Source organism: Sphingobium sp. ba1 (genome assembly GCF_000743655.1).
Lineage (GTDB): Bacteria > Pseudomonadota > Alphaproteobacteria > Sphingomonadales > Sphingomonadaceae > Sphingobium.
In genome coordinates this window covers 242,937-266,561 of sequence record NZ_JPPQ01000006.1, presented here as the reverse complement: position 1 = coordinate 266,561, position 23,625 = coordinate 242,937, and the positions used below count along the sequence as shown (strand labels likewise).

Here is a 23,625-nt window from a genome sequence, read left to right as displayed (position 1 = left end):
GGTCTTATTGCGACGCGGGGCTGGCCTTTTCGATCAGAAGGGGTTACAGGCCCGCGCTTCGCGTAGGACCCGACAGAGTCTTGGCACGAAATTCGGAACCGCTGGGCCAGACCTTTCTGGAGCGTCCCGGTAGGCCAAATAAGAAGGAACCGGATCCATGATCCAGATGCAATCCAATCTTGACGTCGCTGACAACAGCGGCGCCAAGCGCGTCCAGTGCATCAAGGTGCTGGGCGGCTCGAAGCGTCGCTTCGCGAGCGTAGGCGACATCATCGTCGTCTCGATCAAGGAAGCAGCGCCTCGCGGCAAGGTGAAGAAGGGTGACGTGCATCGTGCCGTCATCGTGCGTACCGCCAAGGACGTGCGTCGCGCTGATGGCAGCGTGATTCGCTTCGACGGCAACGCCGCTGTGCTTATCAACAAGAACGAGGAGCCGATCGGCACCCGTATCTTTGGCCCGGTCGTTCGCGAACTGCGCGCCAAGAAGCACATGAAGATCATCTCGCTCGCTCCTGAGGTGCTGTAATGAGCGCTGCCAAGATCAAGAAGGGCGACAAGATCGTCGTCCTGGCTGGCAAGGACAAGGGCCGTACCGGCGCTGTCCTGCAAGTGATGCCCAAGGCCGACAAGGTTCTTATCGAAGGCATCAACGTGCATGCGAAGCATCGCAAGCCCGACCAGTCGAACCCGCAGGGTGGCATCGAGCGCAAGCCCGCGCCGCTCCACATTTCGAACGTGGCGGTCGCCGACAAGGATGGCAAGCCGACCCGCGTTCGTTTCGAGGATCGCGACGGCAAGAAGGTCCGTGTCGCCGTCAAGTCCGGTGAGGTGCTGTAATGGCCGATAAGTACATCCCGCGCTCCAAAGCGCTGTATGACGCCGAGATCGCCAAGGCGATGACCGAGAAATTCGGTTACAAGAACGTCATGGAAGTCCCCAAGATCGACAAGATCACGCTCAACATGGGCGTGGGCGAAGCGACCCAGGACAAGAAGAAGGTCACGCAGGCCGCCGAGGAAATGGAACTGATCGCTGGCCAGAAGCCGGTCATCACCAAGGCGAAGAAGTCGATCGCGCAGTTCAAGCTGCGTGAAGGCATGCCCATCGGTGCCAAGGTCACGCTGCGCCGCGAGCGCATGTATGAATTCCTGGACCGCATGATCAACGTGGCCCTGCCCCGCGTCCGCGATTTTCGTGGTCTCAATCCGAAGAGCTTCGATGGCCGTGGCAATTATGCCTTCGGTATCAAGGAGCAGATCATCTTCCCAGAGATCAGCTATGACCGTGTCGACAAGGTGCGCGGCATGGACATCATCGTGACCACCACGGCGAAGACGGACGATGAAGCGCGCGAATTGCTGCGCCTCTTCGGCTTCCCCTTCCCGCTCGAAGAGAAGCAGGCGGCCTGAACAAGGTCCCGCTTCTCTCCCAACGCTAAAGCTAAGGAAGAGAACTTAAGTCATGGCGAAACTGAGTTCGATCAACAAGAATGAGCGTCGCAAGAAGCTGGTTAAGAAATATGCCGGCCGTTATGCAAAGCTCAAGGCGATCGCGAATGACAACGCGGCCGATGACAGCGATCGTCTGATCGCTCGTCTGAAGATGGCGGAAATTCCCCGCAACGGCAACCCGACCCGCGTGCGTAACCGCTGCGAACTGACGGGGCGCCCGCGCGCTTATTACCGCAAATTCCGGCTCTGCCGTATTCAGCTGCGCGATCTGGCCAATAAGGGCCTGATCCCCGGCGTCACCAAGTCGAGCTGGTAAGGATATCATCTCATGGCATTGACCGATCCCCTGGGTGATATGCTCACCCGCATCCGCAACGGGCAGCAGGCGAAGAAGGACAGCGTTATGTCCCCAGCGTCCAAGCTGCGCGCCCGCGTCCTCGACGTGCTCCAGCGCGAAGGCTATATTCGCGGCTATTCCGAGGAAGATCTCGGCAAGCACCCTGGCCTGCGCATCGAGCTGAAATATTTCGAAGGGCAGCCTGCTATCAAGCATGTCGCCCGCGTGTCCAAGCCTGGCCGCCGCGTCTATTCGGGTTCGAAAGAACTGCCGGTGATCCGCAACGGTCTTGGTATCACGATCGTCTCGACGCCTAAGGGTGTTCTGTCCGACGCGGAAGCGCGCGACCAGAATGTCGGCGGCGAAGTGCTGGCGGAGGTGTTCTAATGAGCCGCATCGGTAAAAAGCCGGTCGCGATCCCCAATGGGGTGACGGCGACCATCGAGGGCGGGCAGCTCTCGGTCAAGGGGCCCAAGGGCACCCTGGCCATGCCGCTGCGCGACGAGATCAGCTATACGCTGGAAGGCGAAGGCATTCTCGTTCAGCCAGCCAACAAGACCAAGGCCGCACGGGCATTCTGGGGCATGCAGCGCACGCTGATCCAGAACCTGGTCACCGGTGTGACGGAAGGCTTCACCAAGAAGCTGCTCATCACCGGCGTTGGCTACCGCGCGAACTCGCAGGGCAAGAACCTGAAGCTGCAGCTTGGCTACAGCCATGACGTCGATTTTGCGATCCCCGACGGGATCGAGATCAAGACCCCGGATAACACCACGGTCGAGATCAGCGGCATGGACAAGCAGCAGGTCGGCCAGGTTGCCGCCGAAATCCGTCGCTGGCGCAAGCCTGAGCCTTATAAGGGCAAGGGCATCAAATATGCCGGCGAGTTCATCTTCCGCAAGGAAGGGAAGAAGAAGTAAGATGGCAAAGCTTTCCCTCTTCGCGCGGCGTCGTCGCCGTGTTCGCACCGCTCTCAAGGCTGTTTCGGGCACCCGCCCGCGCCTGAGCATTCACCGTTCGGGTCGTCACATCTACGCCCAGATCATCGATGACGCTGCCGGTACGACCGTCGCTGCGGCATCGACCCTGGACAAGGACGTGCGCGGCAAAACCGGCGCTACCTCGCAAGCCGCTGCCGATGTCGGCAAGCGCGTCGCCGCTGCGGCGACCGCTGCCGGTGTCACCCGCGTCGTGTTCGACCGTGGTGGCTTCCTGTTCCATGGCCGCGTGAAAGCGCTGGCCGATGCCGCCCGTGAGGGCGGGCTGGAGTTCTGATCATGGCTGACGAAAACACCACCGGCGAAGGCAATCAGCCCGCAGCCGTCCTGGCTCCTGAAGCGACGCCTCAGGAAGTCACCGAAAATCGTGGTCCCGGCCGTGGTCGTGGCAATCGCGGCGGCGGCGACCGCAACCGCAGCGATCGCGGCGGTGGCCGTGGTCGTCGTGACGATCGTCGCGGCGGTAACCGTGACGAAGATCAGGGCGAAGAACTGATCGAGAAGCTGGTCCACATCAACCGCGTCAGCAAGACCGTCAAGGGCGGCAAGCGCTTCGGCTTTGCGGCGCTGGTCGTTGTCGGCGACGGCAAGGGCCGGGCCGGTTTCGGCCATGGCAAGGCGCGCGAAGTGCCTGAAGCCATCAGCAAGGCGACTGCCGCTGCCAAGAAGGCAATGGTTCGCGTTCCGCTGAAGGCAGGCCGCACGCTGCATCATGATGGCCTTGGCCATTTCGGTGCGGGCAAGGTGACGCTGCGTTCGGCGCCTGCCGGTACCGGTATCATCGCCGGTGGTCCGATGCGCGCCGTGTTCGAAAGCCTCGGCGTCGCAGACGTCGTGACCAAGTCGAACGGCACGTCAAACCCTTATAACATGATCCGGGCGACCTTCGCGGCGCTGAGCGAACAGACGAGCCCCAAGTCGGTGGCGCAGCGTCGCGGCAAGAAGGTCGCCGACCTTCTGCATCGCGGTGGAGCCTCGGTCGAGGTCGCGCAGGCTGACGCCGAAGCGATTGTGGAGTAAGCGACATGGCAACAATCAAGATCAAGCAGATCGGTTCGCCGATCCGTCGCCCCGCCGACCAGAAGAAGATTCTGATCGGTCTGGGCCTTGGCAAGATGCATCGCGTGGTGGAACTGGAAGACACGGCGGAAGTCCGCGGTGCCATCAAGAAGCTGCCCCATATGGTGCAAGTGGTCGAGGGCTAAGCCCTTCGATCCGATGAAATGATGCGGGAGAGGGGGAAACCCCTCTTTCGTTTTTTTGACGGTCGGGCTATCGGCCTGGCCTCTTTAGGTTCCCACTGGGGACAGCGCGAACAAAGCGAAAGCGAGTGCACGATATGAAGCTCAATGACATCCGTGATAATGATGGCGCCCGCAAGGGCCGTATGCGCGTCGGACGCGGCATCGGTTCGGGCAAGGGCAAGACCGCTGGCCGCGGCCAGAAGGGTGCCAAGGCGCGTTCGGGCGTTGCCATCAACGGCTTCGAAGGCGGCCAGATGCCGCTCCACATGCGCATCCCTAAGCGCGGCTTCAACAACATCTTCGCCAGCGATTTCGCGATCGTGAACCTGGGCGCGGTGCAGAAGGCGATCGACGCCGGCAAGCTGGACGCCAACGCGACCATCGACCATGCCGCGCTCAAGGCCGCTGCGCTTGCCCGTGGTGGCAAGGATGGCGTCCGTCTGCTCGCCAAGGGCGAACTGACCGCGAAGGTCAGCTTCTTGGTTTCCGGCGCGTCGAAGGGTGCGCTGGAAGCCGTCGAAAAGGCCGGTGGCAAGGTCGAAGTGATCGAAGTCGTCGCGGCCGCCGACAAGGCGAAGGCCAAGAAGGGCACGGCGCTGGCCGCTGCCAAGGCTGCCCGGAAGGCGTAAGCCGCAGTCTCAGACTTGCAAGCACGGCCCCGCTGCCCGATATGGGTTGGCGGGGTCATGCGTATCGGGGGACTGTCTTTGCCACTTGGTATGGCAACTCCCCGTTCGACACGTTGAACCCGTCCCGCTAAGGGATGAGCGATTCCGCACCGGGGCTTGATGCCTCGGCAAGAGTGATTTGAAGGGCAGCCACCATGGCATCGAGAGCCGACCAGCTCGCATCCAATCTGAGCCTCGCGAAATTCAGCAAGGCCACCGACCTCAAGAAGCGCTTGTGGTTTACGCTCGGCGCATTGATCGTGTTCCGATTCCTCAGCTTCGTGCCCATGCCCGGCATCGATCCGACGGCTTTGGCCGGCGCGGTGCAGAATACGCGCGGCGGCGTCCTCGACATCTTCAACACCTTTTCGGGCGGTGCGCTGGAGCGTGCGAGCCTTATCGCGCTCGGCATCATGCCCTACATCACCGCGTCGATCGTGGTGCAGCTTGCCTCCTCGCTCTCGCCAAAGCTGGCGGCGATCAAGAAGGAAGGCGAAAGCGGCCGCAAGCGACTCAACCAATATACCCGCTACGGCACGGTGTTCCTGGCTGCGGTGCAGGGCTATTTCGCCGCCGTCGGCTATGAGACGCAGGGTGCGGCCGTGGTCGATCCCGGCATGGTGTTTCGCGTGTCGGCGGTCGTGTCGCTGATCGGCGGCACCATGTTCCTAATGTGGCTCGGCGAACAGATCACCTCGCGCGGCATCGGCAATGGCGTGTCGCTCATCATCATGGCGGGCATCGTTGCGCAGTTGCCGGTGACGTTGAGCAACCTGTTCAAGTCCGGCAGCGAAGGCACGATTTCGGGCCTGCTCATCTTCCTCGTGATGGTCATGGCGATCGGCCTCATCCTGCTGATCTGTTTCATGGAGCGGGCGCAGCGCCGGGTGCTGATCCAATATCCCAAGCGTCAGACCCGTCAGGGATTGATGCAGGCGGACCGCAGCCATCTGCCGCTCAAGGTCAACACCGCAGGCGTCATTCCGCCGATCTTCGCCTCGTCGCTGCTGCTGATGCCGCTGACCATCTCGCAGTTTGCGGGCCAGACGGTCGCGGGCGAAAGCCGGTGGGGCGATTTCGTCCTGACGCTCAACCAATATCTCTCGCACGGCAGCCCGGTCTATATGGGGCTTTATGGCCTGGGCATCGTCTTCTTCTGCTTCTTCTACACCGCTGTGGTGTTCAACCCGGAAGAGACGGCCGACAATCTCAAGCGCAATGGCGGCTTCATTCCCGGCATCCGTCCGGGCAAGAATACCGAACATTATCTGGATTATGTGCTGACGCGCATCACCGTGATCGGCGCCGCTTATCTGGCGTTCATCTGTCTGGTGCCGGAATTTGCCATCGCCAGGGCGGGAATTCCCTTCTACCTTGGTGGGACTAGCTTGTTGATCGTGGTCAATGTTACGGTCGATACCGTGACCCAGATTCAGAGCCACCTGCTCGCCCATCAATATGGCGATCTGATCAAGAAGGCGAAGCTCAAGGGCCGCCTGCGCTAAACGCGGCCCGGACGCTGGGCGCACAATAGGGGAGAATGCGCGCGATGAACATCATTCTGCTTGGCCCTCCGGGGGCCGGCAAGGGGACGCAGGCCAGTCGCCTGGTCGAGGACCGCGGCATGGTGCAACTGTCCACGGGCGACATGCTGCGCGCGGCCGTCAAGGCAGGCACGCCCGTCGGGCTGCAGGCCAAGGCGCTGATGGAAGCGGGTGCGCTCGTGCCCGACGATGTCGTATCCGGCATCATCGGCGAAGCACTGGATGCGCTTGCCGCTGATACCGGCGTTATTTTCGACGGCTATCCGCGCACTGAGGCGCAGGCCCATTCGCTCGATGTCCTGCTCGATGGACGCGGTCGCTCACTCGATCATGTGATCGAACTCGACGTCAATGAGGATGCGCTGGTCGAACGGATCACCGGTCGCTTCACCTGTGCCAATTGCGGCGCTGGCTATCATGATGTCTTCAAGCTGCCCAAGGTCGAGGGCGAATGCGACAAGTGCCAGAGCCACGAGTTCAAGCGCCGTCCCGACGACAATGAGGAAACGGTGCGCACCCGCATGGCCGAATATCGCGCGAAGACCGCACCCATCCTGCCCATCTATGAAGCGCGCGCGATCGTGTCGCGCGTCGACGGCATGGCCGACATGGATGATGTGACCAGCGCCATCGCGGCGATTCTGGACGGCGACGCCGCCTGATATAGCGCGCTACGGAAAAAAATGACCGACAGGGGCGGGTATGGCGGTGGCCATGCCTGCCCCTTTTGGCTTCATGGTGTCGATGACGAGGGTGTGGTGTACCATCCACCCATGGCCGTTAAGCATATTTGCCTTAACGCAACGCGATGCAGCAAAAGACCAGCAATAAAAATCAGGCTTTCATGGGCCGATTAACCACGATCTTGCCAGATTTATGTCTCCTATGTTGCTATAGCGGGCTGTGACTGGATCATCCCCCAAACGCGCACGGTTAACGGAACTGGATGCGCTGCGTGGCATAGGCGCGCTGTGCGTGCTGATCTTCCATTATTCCACGCGCTTCCACGAACTCTTCCCCCAGGCATCGCATGTGCCGTTCAGTTTCCCCGGCGGCAATTATCGGGTGCTGCTGTTCTTCACTATTTCGGGCTTTGCGATCTTCTTCACGCTTGATCGGATCGGGTCGGTCGCCGACTTCGTGGTCAATCGCTTCGCCCGGCTCTATCCCGCCTATCTGGTGGCGATGCTGGTGACGCTGTCGATCGAATATCTCGCCCATGCGACGCAGCTTCTGATCGGGCCAGGCGCGATCCTCTCCAATTTCACCATGTTGCAGGGCTTTGCCTTCCTGCCCGAAGTGGATGGCGCCTATTGGACGTTGACGGTGGAGATCGCCTTCTACGCCTGCATGATCGGCCTGTGGAAATTCGCGGGTTTGAAGCATCTGGAGCCGCTGCTCCTGCTATGGCTGGGCGTCCGCTGGCTCTGCGCCTTATGGCCCGACATGCCGGAGCGGATCATCATGCTGCTGGTGCTGCGCTATCTGCCCTTCTTCGTCATCGGCATGCTGTCCTACCGTGTCTGGGCGGGACGGCGCAGTTGGCGGCAGCAGGCACCCTATGCTGCGCTAGCGCTGGCGTCGGTCGCGACGATGGAGACATGGGACGTGACCATCGTCGCCTGCCTCCTGCTGGCGTCCTTTGCGGCGCTGATCGCGGGGCGGCTGCATATATTGCGCATCCGCCCGCTCATCTGGCTCGGCGGGATCAGCTATTCCTTCTACCTCATCCACCAGCATGTCGGTTTCGTCGTCATGCTGGAACTGGCCAAGGCAGGCTATAGCCCCTGGATCGGCTTCTTCGCCGCCTTCGCGGTCGCATTGACACTCGGCACGCTGATCAACCGCGTGGTGGAGCGACCAGCCGGAGAAGCGATATTGGCCTGGTGGAAGCGGCGGCGTGCGCTCCAGCCAGCCGCCGTGCAACCGGCATGAAAAAGGCGGCGCTGGCCCATCCAGCGCCGCCCCTTCGACTAACCCGTTCGACTTACTGCGCGACGGGCGCGGCGGCCGCGGCATTTTCCGGCAGGCCGCCCATCTGCGTCACCATCTTGGTATAGGCGTCCAGATAGGCGAGCACGATGACCTGGCCGATGTCGGTATTTTGATAACCGCCACCGCCGACCGCCGCCAGGCCGCCCATCCAGCCCAGGCCGCCACCGCCGCCGAAGCTCAGGTCCGACTTGCGGAAATAGCCCTCTGCCATCACTTCTTCTTCTGTCGTGCGCGCGTTGACGACGGAGAGCATGACATTGGCCTCGCTCTTCTTGACCGAAATGCCGCCCAGCAGGGCCCCGCCGATGCGGCCGCCCAGCATCCCGCCCAACATGCCGCCCAGCGCGTTGCCGCCGCTATTTTTGTTGGTGGTAACGATGTCGGGCTGGATGAAATAATCCGCCGCCTTCACCTGCCCCCGGCCCAGGTTCGACCCAGCCTGCAACTCGCCGGAATCCGCCATGGTGCGTTCCAGATTGCGGCTGGCCATCGACCGGCCGCGATTGACCAGGCCGAAACAGCCCGATTGCTGCACGAACAATTTGATGATCGCTTCGGGGCTGCCCAGGCTCAATTCCCGCCACCACTGATTGTCCGGCTCGACGATCGCCGCCGTGCCGATGCGCTTGGTGCAGCGGGGAATTTCCATCTGTTTCTTGGTTTGGGCCTGGCGGCCGGACGACCCCTTGTCCTTGGCCATGGCTTGCGGGACGACCAGGGCAAGGCAGGCCGTCGCCGCGGTCAGCATTTTCAATAGACGCATTATCAGAACCCCGTTTGTTGCTTGCTTTGAAACTGTGCAGGCGACCCTGATATTTTGCGACCAGCCTATCACAGCCGCCTTGGCCTTCCAAGCATGGGTACGCAGGCGTAACACTCTTTGTCATCCATCACGCCGCCCCTCGTGATCCTACTGACAGCGCGTGCAATCGCTGCTATCGGGCGGCGATGACCGAGCTTTCGCATATCCGTAACTTTTCCATCATCGCCCATATCGACCATGGCAAGTCGACCCTGGCCGACCGTCTCATCCAACGCACCGGCGGCCTGACCGACCGCGAGATGAGCGCGCAAGTCCTTGATAATATGGATATCGAAAAGGAGCGCGGTATCACGATCAAGGCGCAGACGGTGCGCCTGGATTATGTCGCCAAGGATGGCCAGACTTATGAACTGAACCTGATGGACACGCCGGGGCATGTCGACTTCGCTTATGAAGTCTCGCGCTCGCTGGCCGCATGCGAAGGTGCGTTGCTGGTCGTGGACGCGGCGCAGGGCGTGGAAGCGCAGACGCTGGCGAATGTCTATCAGTCGATCGAGCATGATCATGAGATCGTGCCGGTCCTCAACAAGATCGACCTGACCGCCGCCGAACCCGAAAAGGTGCGCAAGGAAATCGAGGACGTGATCGGCCTCGATGCGTCCGAAGCGGTGTTGGCGAGCGCCAAGTCGGGCATCGGCATCGACGAAATCCTCGAAGCCATCGTCAAGAAAATCCCCCCGCCCAAGGGCGACCGCAACGCCCCGCTCGAAGCGATGCTGGTCGATAGCTGGTACGACCCTTATCTCGGCGTCGTCATCCTCGTCCGCGTCGTCAATGGCGTGATCAAGAAGGGCCAGGCGATCAAATTCATGATCGGCGGCACTGAACATCTGATCGACCGGGTGGGCTGCATGCGCCCCAAGATCGAGCAACTGCCCGAACTGGCGGCGGGCGAGATCGGCTTCATCACCGCGCAGATCAAGGAAATCGCGCAGACCCGCGTCGGCGACACCATCACCACGGTCAAGAATGGCGCGACCAAGCCGCTGCCGGGCTTCAAGGAAGTCCAGCCGGTGGTATTCTGCGGCCTGTTCCCCGTCGATGCCAACGACTTCGACAAGCTGCGCGACTCGATCAGCAAGTTGCGCCTCAACGACGCCAGCTTCTCCTTCGAAATGGAAAGCAGCGCGGCGCTCGGCTTCGGCTTCCGCTGCGGCTTCCTGGGGCTGCTCCATCTGGAGATCATTCAGGAGCGGTTGACGCGCGAATATGATCTCGACCTCATCACCACCGCCCCGTCGGTGGTGTACAAGATCCAGCTGACCTATGGCGCGGGCGAGATCGAGCTGCACAATCCCGCCGACATGCCCGACCCGACCAAGATCGACGAGATCGAGGAGCCGTGGATCGAGGCGATCATCTATTGCCCCGACGAATATCTCGGCTCGATCCTGAAACTCTGCCAGGACCGGCGTGGCATTCAGAAGAACCTGACCTATGTCGGCGGCCGCGCGCAGGTGACCTATGAACTGCCGCTCAACGAAGTGGTGTTCGACTTTTACGATCGCTTGAAATCGATCAGCCGTGGCTATGCCAGTTTCGACTATCACCAGATCGGCTATCGGACGGGCGATCTGGTCAAGATGAGCATCATGGTCAATGCCGAACCCGTCGATGCGCTCAGCATGATCGTCCATCGCGGCACCGCCGAATCGCGCGGTCGCGGCATGTGCGAACGGCTCAAAGACCTCATCCCCCGCCATTTGTTCAAGATCCCGATCCAGGCGGCGATCGGCGGCAAGGTGATTGCGCGCGAGACCATCGCGGCGATGCGTAAGGACGTCACCGCCAAATGCTATGGTGGCGACATCAGCCGCAAGAAAAAGCTGCTCGACAAGCAGAAGGAAGGCAAAAAGCGGATGCGCGAATATGGCAGCGTCCAAATCCCGCAGGAAGCCTTCATCGCGGCGCTGCGCATGGGGGATGAAAATTGAGCGGGTCCGACGAAGATTATGTGTTCGACGAGGCATCGGGCGAGTGGGTGCCTGCGTCGCAATTGACCGAGGCAGGCGATGCCGCCGATGCGGTCGAAGTCCGCGATGCGGTGGGCAATTTGCTGGCCGATGGCGATCAGGTGACGCTGATCAAGGATCTGGTGGTCAAGGGCGCGGGGCAGACGCTCAAGCGCGGCACGCTGATCAAATCGATCCGCCTGACCGGCGACGCGCAGGAAATCGATTGCCGCCATGACGGGATCAAGGGCCTGGTGCTGCGCGCGGAGTTCGTGAAGAAGCGATGAGCGGCGCGCCTGTCCGTCCCGCGTCGCTGGCGCAGATGGTGCCGATCGCGGGGCAGGTGGCACGGATCGAGCGGGCGGCGGCGTTCCTGGCCAATGGCATGTCGCTCGGCCGTTGCCCGGATGCGGCCGATGACCGACGCCGCGCCATGCCCGCCAAGATGATCGGCAATGGCCTGCGCGAACTCGACTTGTTTCTGACCGACCTGATCGCCGAAGCGCGACGGATCGACCGGCTGGGGGCGGGGGCAGGGGATGATCCCGGCGTGCGGCCGAGCAGTCGCCTTTCCAGCGCAGCCGAGGCGTGGCATCGGGCGGGGCCGCAATTGGGACTGAAGGACGAGGGGCGCATGGTGCTGCGCGGCCTGCGCGCGGCGCAAAATCGCCTATGTTTCGGCCGGTTGCGTCGGGCCGACAGCGAAGCGGCGATGCAGCAGGCTTGCGCCGACTATGCGCGGTTGGCGGGCGATGTGCTGGCGGCGGTGCAGGCGCGCCGTTCAGGCGACGGCGGCGTAGCGATCGCGGCCGGGTAACGTCACGTTCGGTAGGCTCTTGAAGCCGGGCCGGGCCAGCAGATAGCCCTGAATATAGCGAACGCCCATTGCGCGTAGCGCTTCATATTCGCCGACCGTCTCAATCCCTTCGGCAATGACGATGATACCCAGCGATTGGGCGATGCGCAGCACGCCCTCCACGATCATTCGGCGCGGCAGGCTGGTGTCGAGGCCGCGGATCAGGTCCATGTCGAGCTTGATATAATCGGTCTGGAATTTGGCCAGCAGCCCCAGGCCCGCATGGCCCGCCCCGAAATCGTCGATCGCGGTGCCGAACCCCATTTTGCGGTAGGAATCGATGATGGTCCCGACATGGTCGGAATCGACCATCTCCTCATTTTCGGTGAATTCGAAGATCAGCCGTTCGGTCGGAAAGCCGGTCTTCTGCGCGGTCTTCAAGGTCAGCTGGATGCAGGCGACGGGCGAATAGACGGCATTGGGCAGGAAATTGATCGACAGCTTCGCGTCAGTATCAAGAATGCCTGCCGCGACAGCGCCCTCGATCGCCGCCACGCGACATTGCTGGTCGAACGCATAGCGATTTTCCGGCGTGACTTCCGCCATGACCTCGCCTGCGCCTTCGCCATTGGGGCCGCGCACCAGTGCTTCGAACGCGAAAGGCCGTCCCGTCTGGATGTCGACAATGGGTTGGAACGCCATTGCAATGTCGAATTGATGGGCTTGCGACCGGCAGCCCTGGCATCCTGTCTGCACCAAACGTCCTCCTACAACCGAAGGCGTAACCCGGCAGATGCTAACAGCCTGTAAACCCTGCAACTCGTGCAGCCGCTTTTGCGACGGACCGAGTGGGAAGGGGGATATCGCCTCTATGTCAGCGTCAGGTCGCGCACCAGTCGATCGGCGCGGCGGACCAGGGACTGGCATGACCCTTTAGGATCATGATCTCGCCAAGCGACACCTCGTCGCGGGTCAGCCTGCGCGCGGCAGGGTCGGCGTCGGTGGGGTCTGGCTTGGCGTCGAATCGGCCGCCGTTGAGCAGGGCGAGCAGGGCCATCCGGCCCCGCTGCGCTTTTTCCGCTTCTTCCGGGCAACGGGCACCATCTTCGGCGGGCACGCGGATGTCGGACAGGCGATAGCGGCGGCCCTCATAGGCGTAGCTGTTGGCGGTCAGCACGCAGGCATCGCCGTTCGGGTCGTCGCAGGCGGTAAAGGATGCGTTGATGCTGGTGGGCGTGTTGCCTGCTGCGCTGTTGCCGCCTCCCGGCAAAGCGTCCTTGAGCAGAAAAACGGCAAGCCCGGCGATGGCGAAAGCGACGAGCAGCAGTCGCACCGGCACGATCCGGGCGGGCCGCTCCTGCTTCTCATGCAGCCAGCGGCGGTCCCTGTCCGGGTTGCGATCCTCGATATCGTACAGATTGCGTGCCATGGCCGCTCCTACCTTCCGACATCTTCTAGCAGGATGCGGACGAATATTTGGTTAACCAAAGCGCTTGCGCGGCGCTTGACGCCGCGGGGACGGCATGGTCAAACCGCGCCGGTTCACACGCAGGAGGCGGCATGAGCGACACCTGGCTGTATGACGAAAACCCCGCCATGTTTCGGGCGCATCCGCTGCTGTTCACGCTACTGCTGCTGTCGGTGGTTGGCATCCTGGTGATCGCTGTCTGGTGGGTCATGCACAAGGGCGAGCGGCTGGCCTTGTCGGAGCGCGAAGTGCTGCTCGAACGCGGGCTGCTGTCCAAGCAGCGGACCGAAGTGGCGCTGGGCAGCATCCGCAGCGTGCGGATCACCCAAAGCCTTGGCCAACGCATCTTCGACGTCGGCCATGTCGAGATGTTCAGTGCGGGTGATGTAGCGGAAATCGCGATCAAGAACATGCCGCGCCCCGGCCGTATCCGGGCGCTGGCGGCGGCGCGCAACCTCGATCTTTTGCCGCAACGCTAGGGCATATTGCACGCCGCGCTTGACTTGCGCGCAAATATTCCAACGATAGCAACCACAAGGGAGCCGCATCAGAGCATCCCCGCAGGCAGGATGGACGCCAGAAAGGACCGCCGGTCGCATCATGCGGCACGGCGCTCATAAAAGGGTGCTCTGCATGGTAGGCCTGCGCGTAATGCCTTCATTGCCGGATTTGACCGCCGAGCAGCGCGCGGACATCCGTCAGGCGTGCGGATTTGCCTGCGTGCGCTGCGGCGTCACCCTCTATCGCTATCTGGGATTGCCCGACGGGCCGGGTGCCACCTTGCTATGCCCGACCTGCCACGGCCTGGTCGAGGAAGGGAGGCTGACCCCGACCCAGGTCCATAGTTTCCACGCCAATCCCGTGGTGCGCCAGCGGCATTTCGCACGCGACCGGCTGCCTTTTTCCTCCGAATTGCCCCACCTGATCGTCGGCGGATCACGGGTGCTGCGCGATACCCCGATCCCGATCACGCTGGAGGGCGAACCGATCCTGATCTTCGCCCCGCCCCGCCGGATCAATGGCGCGACTCGGATCAGCGTGCGTCTGGGCGGGCCGGATGGCGAGCCGGTGCAGGTGATTGACGGCAATGAATGGCTGCCGACCGATGGCAGTTGGCACTTCTTGCTGCGCGGCGATCGCTATTCGATGATGGCTGCGCGGGCCGACGGTCTGGCCGTGCTGCGTATCGTGACCCGCAATCGGATCGCGGTCGAGCATCTGCGCACGACGATCAAGGGACGGCGGCTGGAAGTGACGCCCGACTGGCTGGAAATTGACGGCAAACGCTATATCGACCGGATCGGCAGCGGCACGCTCATCGGGCTGGAACTGTGATCGCGCTTTGACAGGCGAGCGCCCAACCGGCAGGGCGGGATCATGCAATTTGCCCATTTCGATATCGACCATTTCCTGCGCACCCATTGGCAGAAGACACCGGCCCTGATCCGCAATCCGTGGACGGCGTGGCGCAATCCGCTGGAGCCGGACGAACTGGCGGGCCTGGCCTGCGAGGAGGGCGTCGAATCGCGCCTCGTCATGGCCGCGGGCGACCGGCTGGCGATGGAGAGCGGGCCACTGCCCGAAACCCGCTTCGGCGATCTGGGGCGTGACCGCTGGACCTTGCTGGTGCAGGCGGTGGACCAGCATGTGCCCGACGTCGCGGCGCTGATCGACCCCTTCCGCTTCGTGCCCGACTGGCGGATCGATGATGTGATGGTCAGCTATGCCAGCGATGGCGGCGGCGTGGGCGCGCATTTCGACCAATATGACGTGTTTCTGGTGCAGGGCCTGGGCCGCAGGCGCTGGCGGGTCGGGCCGCGCTGCGACAGCGCGACGCCACTCTTGCCGCATGACGACCTGCGCCTGATCGCCGACTTCGAGGCGACCGACGAATGGGTGCTGGAACCGGGCGATATCCTCTATGTCCCGCCCTGCTTCGCGCATGATGGCGTCGCGGTAGGCGATGACTGCATGACCTATTCGATCGGCTTTCGCGCACCATCGCGCGCCGAACTGGTCGAACATTGGAGCGAACATCTGGTCGATGCCTTGCCCGACGAGGATCGCTATGCCGACCCGGATCTGGTGCGGCAGGACCATCCCGGCGAAATCGCCGCCTCGGCGATCGACCGGCTGCACGGGCTGGTGCTGGAAGCCCTGAGCGATCGGGCGACCTTCGCCCGCTGGTTCGGCGCCTATAGCAGCCAGCCCAAATATGCCGACACCGATTGGCAGCCCGAAGAACCCGCTGACGTCAACATGGCCCGCGCACTGATCGCGGCGCAGGTGCCGCTGTGCCGCAATCCCGCGAGCCGCTTCGCCTTCATGGCGCAGGCGGACGACGCCGTGTCCCTGTTCGTGGACGGGCAGAGTTTCGATTGCGTTGGCGATGGCGCGCTACTGGCGCGCGCCTTGTGCGGGCGGGGCGATCTGATGGTCGATCCCGCGCTGGCCGGATCCGACACGGCGCTGGCGCTGATCGCGGCGCTGATCGATCAGGGCAGCGTTGCCTTTGACGAGGGGGAATGACGACGATGACGCTGATCCTGTTCAACAAACCCTTCAACGTCCTGTGCCAGTTCACGCCGGAGCCGAACGGCCCGGAGCGCCCGACGCTCAAAGATTTTATCGACGTGCCGGGCGTCTATCCCGCCGGGCGGCTGGACACCGACAGCGAAGGGCTGTTGCTGCTGACCGACGACGGGCGGTTGCAGGCACGGATCGCCGACCCGCGCTTCAAAATGCCCAAAACCTATCTGGCGCAGGTGGAGGGTGAGCCGGACGAAGCGGCGCTCGATACGCTGCGGCGCGGGGTGACGCTCAAGGACGGGCGGACCTTGCCCGCCGAGGTCGAGCGGATCGACGACCCGGCGCTGTGGCCGCGCGATCCGCCGGTACGGTTCCGCAAGACCGTCACCGATTGCTGGATCAGCCTAACCATCCGCGAGGGCAAGAATCGACAGGTGCGGCGCATGACTGCGGCGGTGGGGCATCCGACGCTGCGCCTGGTGCGCTGGCGGATCGGGGACTGGACACTGGAGGGCGTGGAGCCCGGAACATGGCGGGACGCGGGCTAAGCCTGTAGGATGCCTACGGTGCGTAGGCACCGATATTCACCCTCTTAACCGAACAGGATTATGCATGGGGGAGGATCAGGGGCGCGTCGCGATCATCGGCGCTGGCCATGTCGGCGCGACCACGGCCTATGCGCTGATGCTGCGCGCCTTGTTTCGGGAAATCATCCTGATCGACAATGATGCTGCGCTTGCGGCGGCGGAGGCGGCCGACATTACCGACGCTGGCGGACTGGCGCGTCCCGCGATCGTGCGGGCGGGCGACTATCAGGATGCCGCATCGGCGCGGATCGTCATCCTGACGGCCGGCGCTGCGACCAAGGGCGACGAAAGCCGACTGTCGGTTGCTGGGCGCAGCGCCGATATCGTGCGCAGTTGCGTGGGCCAGTTGATGGCGGCCGGTTTCGACGGCATCATCCTGGTCGCGGCCAACCCTGTCGATGTCATGACGATGGTTGCGCAGCAGGAAAGCGCGCTGCCCCATGCGCGCGTGATCGGCACGGGCACCTTGCTGGATTCCAATCGCCTGCGCGCGCTCCTCGCCCGGCAGTTGGCGATCGCCCCGGCCTCCATCGACGCCATGATCCTGGGGGAGCATGGCGACACATCCTTTGCCGCGTTGTCGATCGCGACGGTCGGCGGCACCCCGATCGCTCGATTTGCGGCGGATGCCGGGCCCATCGCACCGGAATCCCTGAACCAGCAGGTTCGCCAGGCGGCCTATCGGATCATCGAGGGCAAGGGCCATACGTCGTTCGGAATCGGAACCGCGATCGTGCGGATTTGCGAAGCCATCGTCCGCAATGAACATGTGATCTTGCCCGTATCCGCGCATCTGACGGGGCAGTTCGGTATCGACAACCTCTATCTAAGCCTGCCCTGCATATTGGGTGCCGGGGGTGTCGAGCGTGTCCTGACGCCCGACCTGGACGGCGCAGAGATTGCCGCCTTCCGACAATCGGCTGCCGCTGTCGGTGCTGTGCTCAAGACAGCGGGGACGGGGTCGAAATAAGAACCGGGCGCTTTACCCGCACCGCGCCGAGGTGATCAGCATCGCGTCGTCATAACTGACCGTCAGCCGATCCGGACGGAAGTCCATCGTCATCGCCATGCCGGGTCCGCCCCAGCGCAAAGTCTTGGCACCAGACGCTTGAAGCAGGGCGGTGCCGGTTTCGGCGCTGGCCTTCTGGCCCGTAAAGCGGGCGAGACTGTCGTGGTTGCAGGAGCCATCGGCCGTGACCGGCGGGGTGGTGGTGGCGCAGGCGGTCAGGACTAGCGCGGCGGTCAGCGACATGATGCGGTGCATGATGTTTTTCTCCTAACACATAATATCCGTTCGCCCTGAGCTTGTCGAAGGGCCTCACTTTTCTTTGAAGAGGAAGTGTGGGGCTTCGACAGGCTCAGGGCGAACGGAGGTAGGGAATTACTCCGTCCGCGTCATCTTCAAACGCCCACCCTTGACCGCAAAAGCCAGCCGGCCTTCGACCAAGTCCACCGCATCGCGGCCAAATTGTTCGTAGCGCCAGCCTTCCAGGATCGACAGGCCATCGCGCACGCCGGCCGCCAGCGCTTCGATATCATCGGACCGCGCCAGCAGGCGGGAGGCGACATTGATGTCGCGCGAGCGGATCTTGAGCAGCAGCTTGAGCAGATCAGCGACCAGCGCGCCATCCTTGCCCAGGCCCGGACGGCGCGGTTCGCGGTCGGGCATCTCGTCCTTGCCGAGCGGCTGGTGCTTGGCGATCGCGTTCATCAACCGTGCGCCAATGTCATTGGTGCGCCAGGTGGCGGACAGGCCACGCACCTTGCCCAGATCTTCCTGGGTCCGGGGCGGGTGGCTGGCAATGTCGGCCAACGTCTCGTCCTTGACGATGCGGCCACGCGGCAGATTCTTGTCCTGCGCCTCGATCTCGCGCCAGGCGGCCAGCGCCTTCAACCGGCCCAGCACATCGGCCTTCTTGCTAGCGATGCGGACGCGCTTCCACGCTTCTTCGGGCAGGTTCTCATAGTTGGACGGATCGCTGATCCGCTCCATTTCCTGGTCGAGCCAATCGCCGCGCCCGGTCTTGCGCAATTCTTCCAGCATCTTGGGGAATATCTGGATCAGGTAGGTGACGTCGCCGATCGCATAGTCGATCTGCCGCTTGTCGAGCGGACGGCGCGCCCAGTCGGTAAAGCGCGCGCCTTTGTCGAGCTGCACGCCCATCCACGCCTCGACCAGATTGCCGTAACCAATCTGTTCGCCAAGGCCCAAGGCCATCGCTGCGATCTGCGTATCGAACATCGGGTGCGGCGTCTTGCCGGTCAGGTTGTGGACGATCTCAATATCCTGCCCGCCCGCGTGAAAGACCTTCAGCACATCCTCATTCTCGCACATCAGGTCGAGCAGGGGTTTGAGGTCGATGCCGGGCGCCATCGGGTCGATCGCTGCGGCCTCATGCGGGTCGGCGACCTGGACCAAGCAGAGTTCCGGCCAATAGCTGTTTTCGCGCATGAATTCGGTATCGACCGCGATATAGGGGGATTTTGCGATACGGGCACAAAATGCGGCCAGGGTCTTGCTGTCGGTAATCAGCGGATGAATTTGCATATAGTCTTCGATCTTATTATGGGCAGGCCCGCTCCCTGGCGGGCTCGTCGCTAGTCGACGTTCCAGCCCATAACCCGGCTGCAACACTTTGTCATTTCCGTAAAACGAAGCTGAAAGAACCCAAACGCCATGCACGCCTATCGCACCCACACTTGCGGCGCCCTTCGTGAAGCCGATGTCGGCGCGACCGTCCGCCTGTCCGGCTGGGTCCATCGCAAGCGCGACCATGGCGGGGTGTTGTTCATCGACCTGCGCGATCATTATGGCATCAGCCAGGTGGTGGCAAAGGCCGACAGCGAAGCGTTGCATGTGCTGGAAGGGCTGCGGCTCGAATCGGTCGTGACCATCGACGGCACGGTCGTCGCGCGCGGTCCCGAAGCGACCAATCCGAAGATGGAAACCGGCGCGATCGAGATCGTCGCCGACAGCGTGACCATACTGTCCACCGCCGCCGAGCTGCCGCTGCCGGTGGCGGGTGAGCAGGATTATCCCGAAGATATTCGCCTGCGCTACCGCTTCCTCGACTTGCGGCGCGAAACGCTGCACGGCAATATCGTCAAGCGCACGAAGATCATTTCCGACATGCGCCGCCGCATGGAGGACGCAGGCTTCACCGAATATTCGACGCCGATCCTGACCGCGTCCAGCCCCGAAGGCGCGCGCGACTTTTTGGTGCCGAGCCGCATCCATGCGGGTAAATTCTACGCCCTGCCGCAGGCACCGCAGCAATATAAGCAGCTGTTGATGGTCGCGGGCTTCGACCGCTATTTCCAGATCGCCCCCTGCTTCCGCGATGAAGATCCGCGGGCCGACCGGCTGCCCGGCGAATTCTACCAGCTCGATCTCGAAATGAGCTTCGTCACCCAGGAAGAAGTGTGGGACACGATGGAGCCGGTGATCGCCCAGATCTTCGAGAAATTCGCCGACGGCAAGCCGGTTACGCCCGCAGGCAGCTTCCGCCGTATTCCCCATGCCGAGGCGCTGCTGAAATATGGCAGCGACAAGCCGGACCTGCGCAACCCGATCGAAATTACCGATGTGACCGAGCATTTCGTGGGTTCAGGCTTCGGCATCTTCGCCAGCCTGGTCGACAGCGGCAGCGTCATTCGGGCGATCCCGGCGCCGGGCGCTGGGGCTGGCAGCCGCAAATTCTTCGACGAAATGAATAATTGGGCGCGGGGCGAGGGCTATTCGGGCCTTGGCTATGTCAACATCAAGGATGGCGTCCCCGGCGGCCCGATCGCCAAAAATCATGGCGAAGAAGCGACCGCCAAGCTGATCGCGGCGCTCGGCCTTGGCGCGAATGACGGCGTGTTCTTCGCCGCTGGCAAGGAATCGCAGGCGGCCAAGCTGGCGGGCCTCGCCCGGACCCGCGTGGGCGAAACGCTCAACCTCATCGACAAGGACCGGTTCGACCTGTGCTGGATCGTCGACTTCCCCTTCTATGAATATGACGAGGACACCAAGTCGGTCGATTTCGCGCACAACCCCTTCTCCATGCCGCAGGGTGGCCTCGACGCGCTCAACAATCAGGATCCGCTGACGATCAACGCCTATCAATATGACATGGTCTGCAACGGCTTCGAAATCGCATCGGGGTCGATCCGTAACCAGTCGCCCGAACTGATGGTCAAGGCCTTCGAACTGGTCGGTCTGTCGCAGCAGGATGTGGAAGAACGTTTCGGTGGCCTCTATCGCGCCTTCCAATATGGCGCGCCGCCGCATGGTGGCATGGCCGCTGGCGTCGATCGCATCGTGATGCTGCTGTGCGGTGCGCAGAATCTGCGCGAAATCACGCTGTTCCCGATGAACCAGCGCGCCGAAGACCTGCTGATGGGTGCGCCTAGCGCCGCCGAGTTCAAGCAGTTGCGCGAACTCCATGTCCGCGTGGTGGAGCCGCAGGCCAAGGGTTGACCCGGCATGGTCCTGCGCGGTTTTCAGGAGAAGAACATGAAGACCCGCAGGACCATGACCCGCCGCCCGCTGCTCCCGCTCTGCGCGATCGGTCTGCTGCTCGGCCTTCTCAACTGGGGGCTGCAGGGACCGTTGCCGGGTGAAGCCACGCTGACGCGCGGCGTGCAGGCGCTGTTCGGGCATCAGCCCGGCTGGGCCAATATCATGACCAAGAGCGCGACCGCGCCATGGATGTGGGCGATGACGCTGGCGGTCGCTATCCTGCTCCATATTCTGCACGGCGCGCGCATGGCGCTCGCCGTGCCAATCAGCTTTGCCCTGGCGATCGCAGCGGACGGGCTGCTACGCTTTTACGTCCATTCGCCCCGTCCGCTCGTGGCACTGGTTGCAGTCGCCAAGCCTAGTCCATCCTCCGGCCTGCCCTCGACTTACGGGCTGGTCACAGGCGCAACGATCGGCCTGCTGGCGATCGTCGCGTTGGCGGATCGGCGTGGCGCGGTGCGGGCGATTGGCTGGATCGCGATCGGCTGGATGGTGACTGGCTGGGCCGCGCGGGTGACGATGGGCGGCCATTGGACCAGCCAGTTGCTGGCCAGCTACGCGCTGTCGGCGGTTATGGCGCTGGGCGTCGTCAGGCTGCTGCGCCGCGGTTGAACCTCGACAGCGTGCCCATGCAGCGTCATGATGGCGCTCATGACCATCACCCTGACCGACTATGAATCCGCACCGAAATTCGATGGCGATTATGATGCGACCCTCGCCGCCTTGCAGGAGCGGCTGGCCAAGATTCAGGTCGCGCACATCCTGCACAAGCGGCGCAGTGTCATCCTGCTGGAGGGCTGGGACGCGGCGGGCAAGGGCGGGATCATCAAGCGGATGTCCGCCGACTGGGATCCGCGCTTCTATCAGGTCCATCCCATCGCCGCCCCTAACGAGGTGGAGCGCGACCATCATTTCCTCTGGCGTTTCTGGACCCGGCTGCCCGCCAGCGGCAATATCGCGATCTTCGACCGCAGCTGGTATGGCCGGGTGCTGGTAGAACGAGTCGAGGGTTTCGCCAAGAAGGCCGACTGGAAGCGCGGCTATGACGAGATCAACGCCTTCGAAAGGCAGCAGATCGATGCGGGCATGAACATGGTCAAATTGTTCGTCCACATCACCCAGGAAACGCAGGACGAACAATTGGCGCAGCGGCTCGATACGCCGTGGAAGCGGTGGAAGACCGGGACCGACGATTATCGCAATCGCGCGCGCCGGGACGATTATCTCGACGCGATGCACGCGATGTTCAAGAAGACGGACACCAAGCATGCGCCCTGGCACGTCATCGACAATAATCATCGCAAGGCTGGGCGGATCGCAGCCCTGACCTATGTTGCCGAACGGCTGGAACGATTGGTGCCGATGGACTTTCCGGCGGCGGACCCGGCCGTGGTGAAATTGGCGGAACAGGCCTTTGGCTATGTTCCTGGAAAGTCGCAGTAAAATAGTGCAAATACAAGGGCTTGTAACATTATTGTCATAAATTCCTAACGGCCTGTTTACCAATGGGCGCTAACGCACACCCATGTTTGCTGCGCGTCTTTCCTTGTCCGATACCAGCCCCGTCATAAGGCTGGGCCGTCCGCTCAGCGAGGCGGTCGATTGTTTTCAGGATGATTCCGGGCTGCGGCTGCTGCCGGTGTTGGATGAGGCCGACCGGCCAGCCGGTGCGATCTACGAACGCGACATGCGGCGCATCCTGTTCAACCCTTTCGGTCATGCGCTGCTGCGCAATCCCAGTTTCGGCGGACGACTGGACGATCATGTCCGGCCCTGCGCCACGGTCGAGCGCAGCGCCGCCGTCGAACAGTTGGTCGATCTCTACGCCGCGCAGGGGACCGGGTGCGAGGGGCTGATCCTGGTGGAGCGCGGGCGCTATGCCGGTGTGCTGGGCGGGCCGCTGCTGTTGCGCCTGACGGCCGAGCGCGACGCGCGGACGGTCCTGGCCCGCACCGAACGCGCCGAGCGGATCACGCGGGAAAGTACGGGCTTTCGCGCCGATATCGGCGCGCTGATCGCGGACATGGTGGCCATGGCGGAGCAATTGTCGGTCCTGGCGGGACAAGTGTCGGACCGGGCGACCGGCGACCGCACTGATTCGACGGCGATGGCGGTAGCAGCGGTGCAGACGGCCGATCGGCTGGCCGCGCTACAGAGCGGTGGCGCGGAACTCGGCCACTTATTCGCGGCGATGGAGGCCGAAGCGCGCGATGCGGGCGCGGCCATGCGCGAGGCGGCGGCGCGGAGCCGGTCGGGCGTGGCGCAAAGCGCGGCGCTACGCGACGAAGCGGACGGGATTGGCGAGGTTGCCGCGCTGATCGACGCCATTGCCGGCGCGACGGCGATGCTGGCGCTCAACGCAGGCATAGAGGCGGCGCGCGCGGGCGAGGCGGGGCAGGGCTTCGCCGTGGTCGCGCGCGAGGTCAAATCGCTCGCCGCCCAGACGCGCGCGGCGGCGGCGGGCATTGGCGAGCGGATCGACCATATCCGCGCGGCCGTGGGCGATGTCGCAGCGGGCCACGCGACGATCGACGATGCCATGACGCGCGCCGACCGGCTATCGACCGCCTTGTTTGATGCAATGGCGCGGCAGGGCGCGTTCACGCGCACGATCGCCGACAGCGTCGCTGAAGCCGGATCATCCAGCGACCATATCCGCGCGGGCGCGCAAGCGATCAGCGACAATGCGCTGGCCACCGCGCACGGCGCGCAGGAAATGCGTGCCGTAG

At 63.1% G+C, this 23,625-nt stretch carries 30 protein-coding genes; 25 read left to right on the top strand and 5 right to left on the bottom strand.

Annotation, left to right across the window (positions count from 1 at the left end):
• The first annotated feature begins 157 nt into the window (after positions 1-157).
• The 13 genes from rplN to IL54_RS01420 all read left to right on the top strand — a co-directional run bounded on the left by rplN (position 158) and on the right by IL54_RS01420 (position 8,177).
• Entirely contained in the window at positions 158-526 is a 369-nt protein-coding gene (gene rplN / locus IL54_RS01480) for a 50S ribosomal protein L14 (protein WP_007686569.1), read from the top strand.
• Entirely contained in the window at positions 526-837 is a 312-nt protein-coding gene (gene rplX, locus IL54_RS01475) for a 50S ribosomal protein L24 (RefSeq protein ID WP_037472390.1), read from the top strand. The genes rplN and rplX overlap by 1 nt, the downstream gene beginning before the upstream one ends.
• Positions 837-1,409: a 50S ribosomal protein L5 gene (gene rplE, locus IL54_RS01470; RefSeq protein ID WP_037472389.1), complete on the top strand. Its 573-nt coding sequence runs from the start codon at positions 837-839 to the stop codon at positions 1,407-1,409. Before rplX ends, rplE begins: the two co-directional genes overlap by 1 nt.
• A 52-nt stretch (positions 1,410-1,461) precedes the next feature.
• Positions 1,462-1,767: a 30S ribosomal protein S14 gene (gene rpsN / locus IL54_RS01465; RefSeq protein ID WP_037472388.1), complete on the top strand. Its 306-nt coding sequence runs from the start codon at positions 1,462-1,464 to the stop codon at positions 1,765-1,767.
• A gap of 12 nt (positions 1,768-1,779) precedes the next feature.
• Positions 1,780-2,175 (top strand): 30S ribosomal protein S8, encoded by a 396-nt coding sequence (gene rpsH / locus IL54_RS01460; RefSeq protein ID WP_037472387.1) that lies wholly within the window; start codon positions 1,780-1,782, stop codon positions 2,173-2,175.
• A complete protein-coding gene (rplF, locus tag IL54_RS01455; protein WP_037472386.1) occupies positions 2,175-2,708 on the top strand; it encodes a 50S ribosomal protein L6 in 534 nt (177 codons plus the stop codon). Before rpsH ends, rplF begins: the two co-directional genes overlap by 1 nt.
• Position 2,709: 1 nt before the next feature.
• On the top strand, positions 2,710-3,063 hold the full coding sequence (gene rplR / locus IL54_RS01450) for a 50S ribosomal protein L18 (RefSeq protein ID WP_037472385.1): 354 nt from the start codon (positions 2,710-2,712) through the stop codon (positions 3,061-3,063).
• A gap of 2 nt (positions 3,064-3,065) precedes the next feature.
• Positions 3,066-3,806 carry a 30S ribosomal protein S5 gene (gene rpsE, locus IL54_RS01445; RefSeq protein WP_037472384.1) on the top strand — a complete coding sequence of 247 codons (741 nt, stop codon included), beginning with the start codon at positions 3,066-3,068 and terminating at the stop codon, positions 3,804-3,806.
• A gap of 5 nt (positions 3,807-3,811) precedes the next feature.
• A complete protein-coding gene (gene rpmD / locus IL54_RS01440) occupies positions 3,812-3,991 on the top strand; it encodes a 50S ribosomal protein L30 (RefSeq protein WP_037472383.1) in 180 nt (59 codons plus the stop codon).
• A gap of 134 nt (positions 3,992-4,125) precedes the next feature.
• A complete protein-coding gene (gene rplO, locus IL54_RS01435; protein WP_037472382.1) occupies positions 4,126-4,659 on the top strand; it encodes a 50S ribosomal protein L15 in 534 nt (177 codons plus the stop codon).
• Between the two features lie 194 nt (positions 4,660-4,853).
• A complete protein-coding gene (gene secY / locus IL54_RS01430) occupies positions 4,854-6,203 on the top strand; it encodes a preprotein translocase subunit SecY (RefSeq protein ID WP_037472381.1) in 1,350 nt (449 codons plus the stop codon).
• 44 nt (positions 6,204-6,247) lie between these two features.
• On the top strand, positions 6,248-6,904 hold the full coding sequence (locus IL54_RS01425) for an adenylate kinase (protein WP_037472553.1): 657 nt from the start codon (positions 6,248-6,250) through the stop codon (positions 6,902-6,904).
• 241 nt (positions 6,905-7,145) lie between these two features.
• Positions 7,146-8,177: an acyltransferase family protein gene (locus tag IL54_RS01420; RefSeq protein ID WP_037472380.1), complete on the top strand. Its 1,032-nt coding sequence runs from the start codon at positions 7,146-7,148 to the stop codon at positions 8,175-8,177.
• Between the two features lie 52 nt (positions 8,178-8,229).
• On the opposite strand, the gene IL54_RS01415 is transcribed toward IL54_RS01420, so the two are convergent.
• Positions 8,230-9,000 carry a CsgG/HfaB family protein gene (locus IL54_RS01415; RefSeq protein ID WP_037472378.1) on the bottom strand — a complete coding sequence of 257 codons (771 nt, stop codon included), beginning with the start codon at positions 8,998-9,000 and terminating at the stop codon, positions 8,230-8,232.
• 185 nt (positions 9,001-9,185) lie between these two features.
• Here IL54_RS01415 and lepA point away from each other — a divergent pair, with 185 nt between their 5' ends.
• Genes lepA through IL54_RS01400 form a run of 3 tightly spaced genes read left to right on the top strand, consistent with a single transcriptional unit; the run spans position 9,186 to position 11,829 of the window.
• The gene (lepA, locus tag IL54_RS01410) at positions 9,186-10,994 is read left to right on the top strand and encodes a translation elongation factor 4 (protein WP_037472376.1); all 1,809 of its coding nucleotides are present in this window, start codon (positions 9,186-9,188) and stop codon (positions 10,992-10,994) included.
• On the top strand, positions 10,991-11,299 hold the full coding sequence (locus tag IL54_RS01405) for an alkylphosphonate utilization protein (RefSeq protein ID WP_037472374.1): 309 nt from the start codon (positions 10,991-10,993) through the stop codon (positions 11,297-11,299). The genes lepA and IL54_RS01405 overlap by 4 nt, the downstream gene beginning before the upstream one ends.
• Positions 11,296-11,829 carry a hypothetical protein gene (locus IL54_RS01400; RefSeq protein WP_237748745.1) on the top strand — a complete coding sequence of 178 codons (534 nt, stop codon included), beginning with the start codon at positions 11,296-11,298 and terminating at the stop codon, positions 11,827-11,829. The genes IL54_RS01405 and IL54_RS01400 overlap by 4 nt, the downstream gene beginning before the upstream one ends.
• Here the strand turns inward: IL54_RS01400 and IL54_RS01395 are convergent.
• Entirely contained in the window at positions 11,794-12,564 is a 771-nt protein-coding gene (locus tag IL54_RS01395) for an EAL domain-containing protein (protein ID WP_076605446.1), read from the bottom strand. The genes IL54_RS01400 and IL54_RS01395 overlap by 36 nt on opposite strands.
• 124 nt (positions 12,565-12,688) lie before the next feature.
• A complete protein-coding gene (locus tag IL54_RS01390; RefSeq protein WP_037472370.1) occupies positions 12,689-13,237 on the bottom strand; it encodes a hypothetical protein in 549 nt (182 codons plus the stop codon).
• Between the two features lie 131 nt (positions 13,238-13,368).
• Here IL54_RS01390 and IL54_RS01385 point away from each other — a divergent pair, with 131 nt between their 5' ends.
• The 5 genes from IL54_RS01385 (at position 13,369) to IL54_RS01365 (ending at position 17,362) form a co-directional block, all read left to right on the top strand.
• Positions 13,369-13,755, top strand: a complete 387-nt coding sequence (locus IL54_RS01385) for a PH domain-containing protein (protein ID WP_037472367.1) — start codon at positions 13,369-13,371, stop codon at positions 13,753-13,755.
• A 172-nt stretch (positions 13,756-13,927) separates the two neighbouring features.
• Positions 13,928-14,611: a hypothetical protein gene (locus IL54_RS01380; RefSeq protein WP_193378801.1), complete on the top strand. Its 684-nt coding sequence runs from the start codon at positions 13,928-13,930 to the stop codon at positions 14,609-14,611.
• 42 nt (positions 14,612-14,653) lie between these two features.
• Positions 14,654-15,805 carry a cupin domain-containing protein gene (locus IL54_RS01375; RefSeq protein ID WP_037472363.1) on the top strand — a complete coding sequence of 384 codons (1,152 nt, stop codon included), beginning with the start codon at positions 14,654-14,656 and terminating at the stop codon, positions 15,803-15,805.
• Between the two features lie 5 nt (positions 15,806-15,810).
• Positions 15,811-16,353, top strand: a complete 543-nt coding sequence (locus IL54_RS01370; RefSeq protein WP_037472549.1) for a pseudouridine synthase — start codon at positions 15,811-15,813, stop codon at positions 16,351-16,353.
• Between the two features lie 64 nt (positions 16,354-16,417).
• Positions 16,418-17,362 carry an L-lactate dehydrogenase gene (locus IL54_RS01365; protein ID WP_037472361.1) on the top strand — a complete coding sequence of 315 codons (945 nt, stop codon included), beginning with the start codon at positions 16,418-16,420 and terminating at the stop codon, positions 17,360-17,362.
• Positions 17,363-17,374: 12 nt separating this feature from the next.
• Here the strand turns inward: IL54_RS01365 and IL54_RS01360 are convergent, their stop codons facing one another.
• Both IL54_RS01360 and rnd read right to left on the bottom strand, forming a co-directional pair.
• The gene (locus IL54_RS01360) at positions 17,375-17,656 is read right to left on the bottom strand and encodes an I78 family peptidase inhibitor (protein ID WP_037472359.1); all 282 of its coding nucleotides are present in this window, start codon (positions 17,654-17,656) and stop codon (positions 17,375-17,377) included.
• A 117-nt stretch (positions 17,657-17,773) separates the two neighbouring features.
• Positions 17,774-18,940, bottom strand: a complete 1,167-nt coding sequence (gene rnd, locus IL54_RS01355; RefSeq protein WP_037472357.1) for a ribonuclease D — start codon at positions 18,938-18,940, stop codon at positions 17,774-17,776.
• A gap of 129 nt (positions 18,941-19,069) precedes the next feature.
• Between rnd and aspS the strand changes: the two genes are divergently transcribed.
• From aspS to IL54_RS25640, 4 genes are all read left to right on the top strand, one after another.
• Entirely contained in the window at positions 19,070-20,854 is a 1,785-nt protein-coding gene (aspS, locus tag IL54_RS01350; RefSeq protein WP_037472355.1) for an aspartate--tRNA ligase, read from the top strand.
• Positions 20,855-20,890: 36 nt separating this feature from the next.
• Positions 20,891-21,508, top strand: a complete 618-nt coding sequence (locus IL54_RS01345; RefSeq protein ID WP_162182178.1) for a phosphatase PAP2 family protein — start codon at positions 20,891-20,893, stop codon at positions 21,506-21,508.
• 39 nt (positions 21,509-21,547) lie between these two features.
• Positions 21,548-22,339 carry a polyphosphate kinase 2 family protein gene (locus IL54_RS01340; protein WP_037472546.1) on the top strand — a complete coding sequence of 264 codons (792 nt, stop codon included), beginning with the start codon at positions 21,548-21,550 and terminating at the stop codon, positions 22,337-22,339.
• Between the two features lie 82 nt (positions 22,340-22,421).
• A partial coding sequence (locus IL54_RS25640; protein WP_037472544.1) for a methyl-accepting chemotaxis protein occupies positions 22,422-23,625 on the top strand: 1,204 nt, incomplete at its 3' end.

What these genes read in the sequence shown, in the direction of transcription:
- rplX (WP_037472390.1), top strand. Translation starts at nt 526, where the DNA reads ATGAGCGCTGCCAAGATCAAGAAGGGCGACAAGATCGTCGTCCTGGCT.
- IL54_RS01415 (WP_037472378.1), bottom strand. Translation starts at nt 9,000, where the DNA reads ATGCGTCTATTGAAAATGCTGACCGCGGCGACGGCCTGCCTTGCCCTG.
- rpsN (WP_037472388.1), top strand. Translation starts at nt 1,462, where the DNA reads ATGGCGAAACTGAGTTCGATCAACAAGAATGAGCGTCGCAAGAAGCTG.
- rplR (WP_037472385.1), top strand. Translation starts at nt 2,710, where the DNA reads ATGGCAAAGCTTTCCCTCTTCGCGCGGCGTCGTCGCCGTGTTCGCACC.
- rpsH (WP_037472387.1), top strand. Translation starts at nt 1,780, where the DNA reads ATGGCATTGACCGATCCCCTGGGTGATATGCTCACCCGCATCCGCAAC.
- IL54_RS01400 (WP_237748745.1), top strand. Translation starts at nt 11,296, where the DNA reads ATGAGCGGCGCGCCTGTCCGTCCCGCGTCGCTGGCGCAGATGGTGCCG.
- rplN (WP_007686569.1), top strand. Translation starts at nt 158, where the DNA reads ATGATCCAGATGCAATCCAATCTTGACGTCGCTGACAACAGCGGCGCC.
- IL54_RS01370 (WP_037472549.1), top strand. Translation starts at nt 15,811, where the DNA reads ATGACGCTGATCCTGTTCAACAAACCCTTCAACGTCCTGTGCCAGTTC.
- rpmD (WP_037472383.1), top strand. Translation starts at nt 3,812, where the DNA reads ATGGCAACAATCAAGATCAAGCAGATCGGTTCGCCGATCCGTCGCCCC.
- rplE (WP_037472389.1), top strand. Translation starts at nt 837, where the DNA reads ATGGCCGATAAGTACATCCCGCGCTCCAAAGCGCTGTATGACGCCGAG.
- IL54_RS01375 (WP_037472363.1), top strand. Translation starts at nt 14,654, where the DNA reads ATGCAATTTGCCCATTTCGATATCGACCATTTCCTGCGCACCCATTGG.
- rnd (WP_037472357.1), bottom strand. Translation starts at nt 18,940, where the DNA reads ATGCAAATTCATCCGCTGATTACCGACAGCAAGACCCTGGCCGCATTT.
- rpsE (WP_037472384.1), top strand. Translation starts at nt 3,066, where the DNA reads ATGGCTGACGAAAACACCACCGGCGAAGGCAATCAGCCCGCAGCCGTC.
- secY (WP_037472381.1), top strand. Translation starts at nt 4,854, where the DNA reads ATGGCATCGAGAGCCGACCAGCTCGCATCCAATCTGAGCCTCGCGAAA.
- rplF (WP_037472386.1), top strand. Translation starts at nt 2,175, where the DNA reads ATGAGCCGCATCGGTAAAAAGCCGGTCGCGATCCCCAATGGGGTGACG.
- aspS (WP_037472355.1), top strand. Translation starts at nt 19,070, where the DNA reads ATGCACGCCTATCGCACCCACACTTGCGGCGCCCTTCGTGAAGCCGAT.
- IL54_RS01365 (WP_037472361.1), top strand. Translation starts at nt 16,418, where the DNA reads ATGGGGGAGGATCAGGGGCGCGTCGCGATCATCGGCGCTGGCCATGTC.
- lepA (WP_037472376.1), top strand. Translation starts at nt 9,186, where the DNA reads ATGACCGAGCTTTCGCATATCCGTAACTTTTCCATCATCGCCCATATC.
- IL54_RS01385 (WP_037472367.1), top strand. Translation starts at nt 13,369, where the DNA reads ATGAGCGACACCTGGCTGTATGACGAAAACCCCGCCATGTTTCGGGCG.
- IL54_RS01345 (WP_162182178.1), top strand. Translation starts at nt 20,891, where the DNA reads ATGAAGACCCGCAGGACCATGACCCGCCGCCCGCTGCTCCCGCTCTGC.
- IL54_RS01380 (WP_193378801.1), top strand. Translation starts at nt 13,928, where the DNA reads ATGCCTTCATTGCCGGATTTGACCGCCGAGCAGCGCGCGGACATCCGT.
- IL54_RS01390 (WP_037472370.1), bottom strand. Translation starts at nt 13,237, where the DNA reads ATGGCACGCAATCTGTACGATATCGAGGATCGCAACCCGGACAGGGAC.
- IL54_RS01360 (WP_037472359.1), bottom strand. Translation starts at nt 17,656, where the DNA reads ATGCACCGCATCATGTCGCTGACCGCCGCGCTAGTCCTGACCGCCTGC.
- IL54_RS01425 (WP_037472553.1), top strand. Translation starts at nt 6,248, where the DNA reads ATGAACATCATTCTGCTTGGCCCTCCGGGGGCCGGCAAGGGGACGCAG.
- IL54_RS01340 (WP_037472546.1), top strand. Translation starts at nt 21,548, where the DNA reads ATGACCATCACCCTGACCGACTATGAATCCGCACCGAAATTCGATGGC.
- rplO (WP_037472382.1), top strand. Translation starts at nt 4,126, where the DNA reads ATGAAGCTCAATGACATCCGTGATAATGATGGCGCCCGCAAGGGCCGT.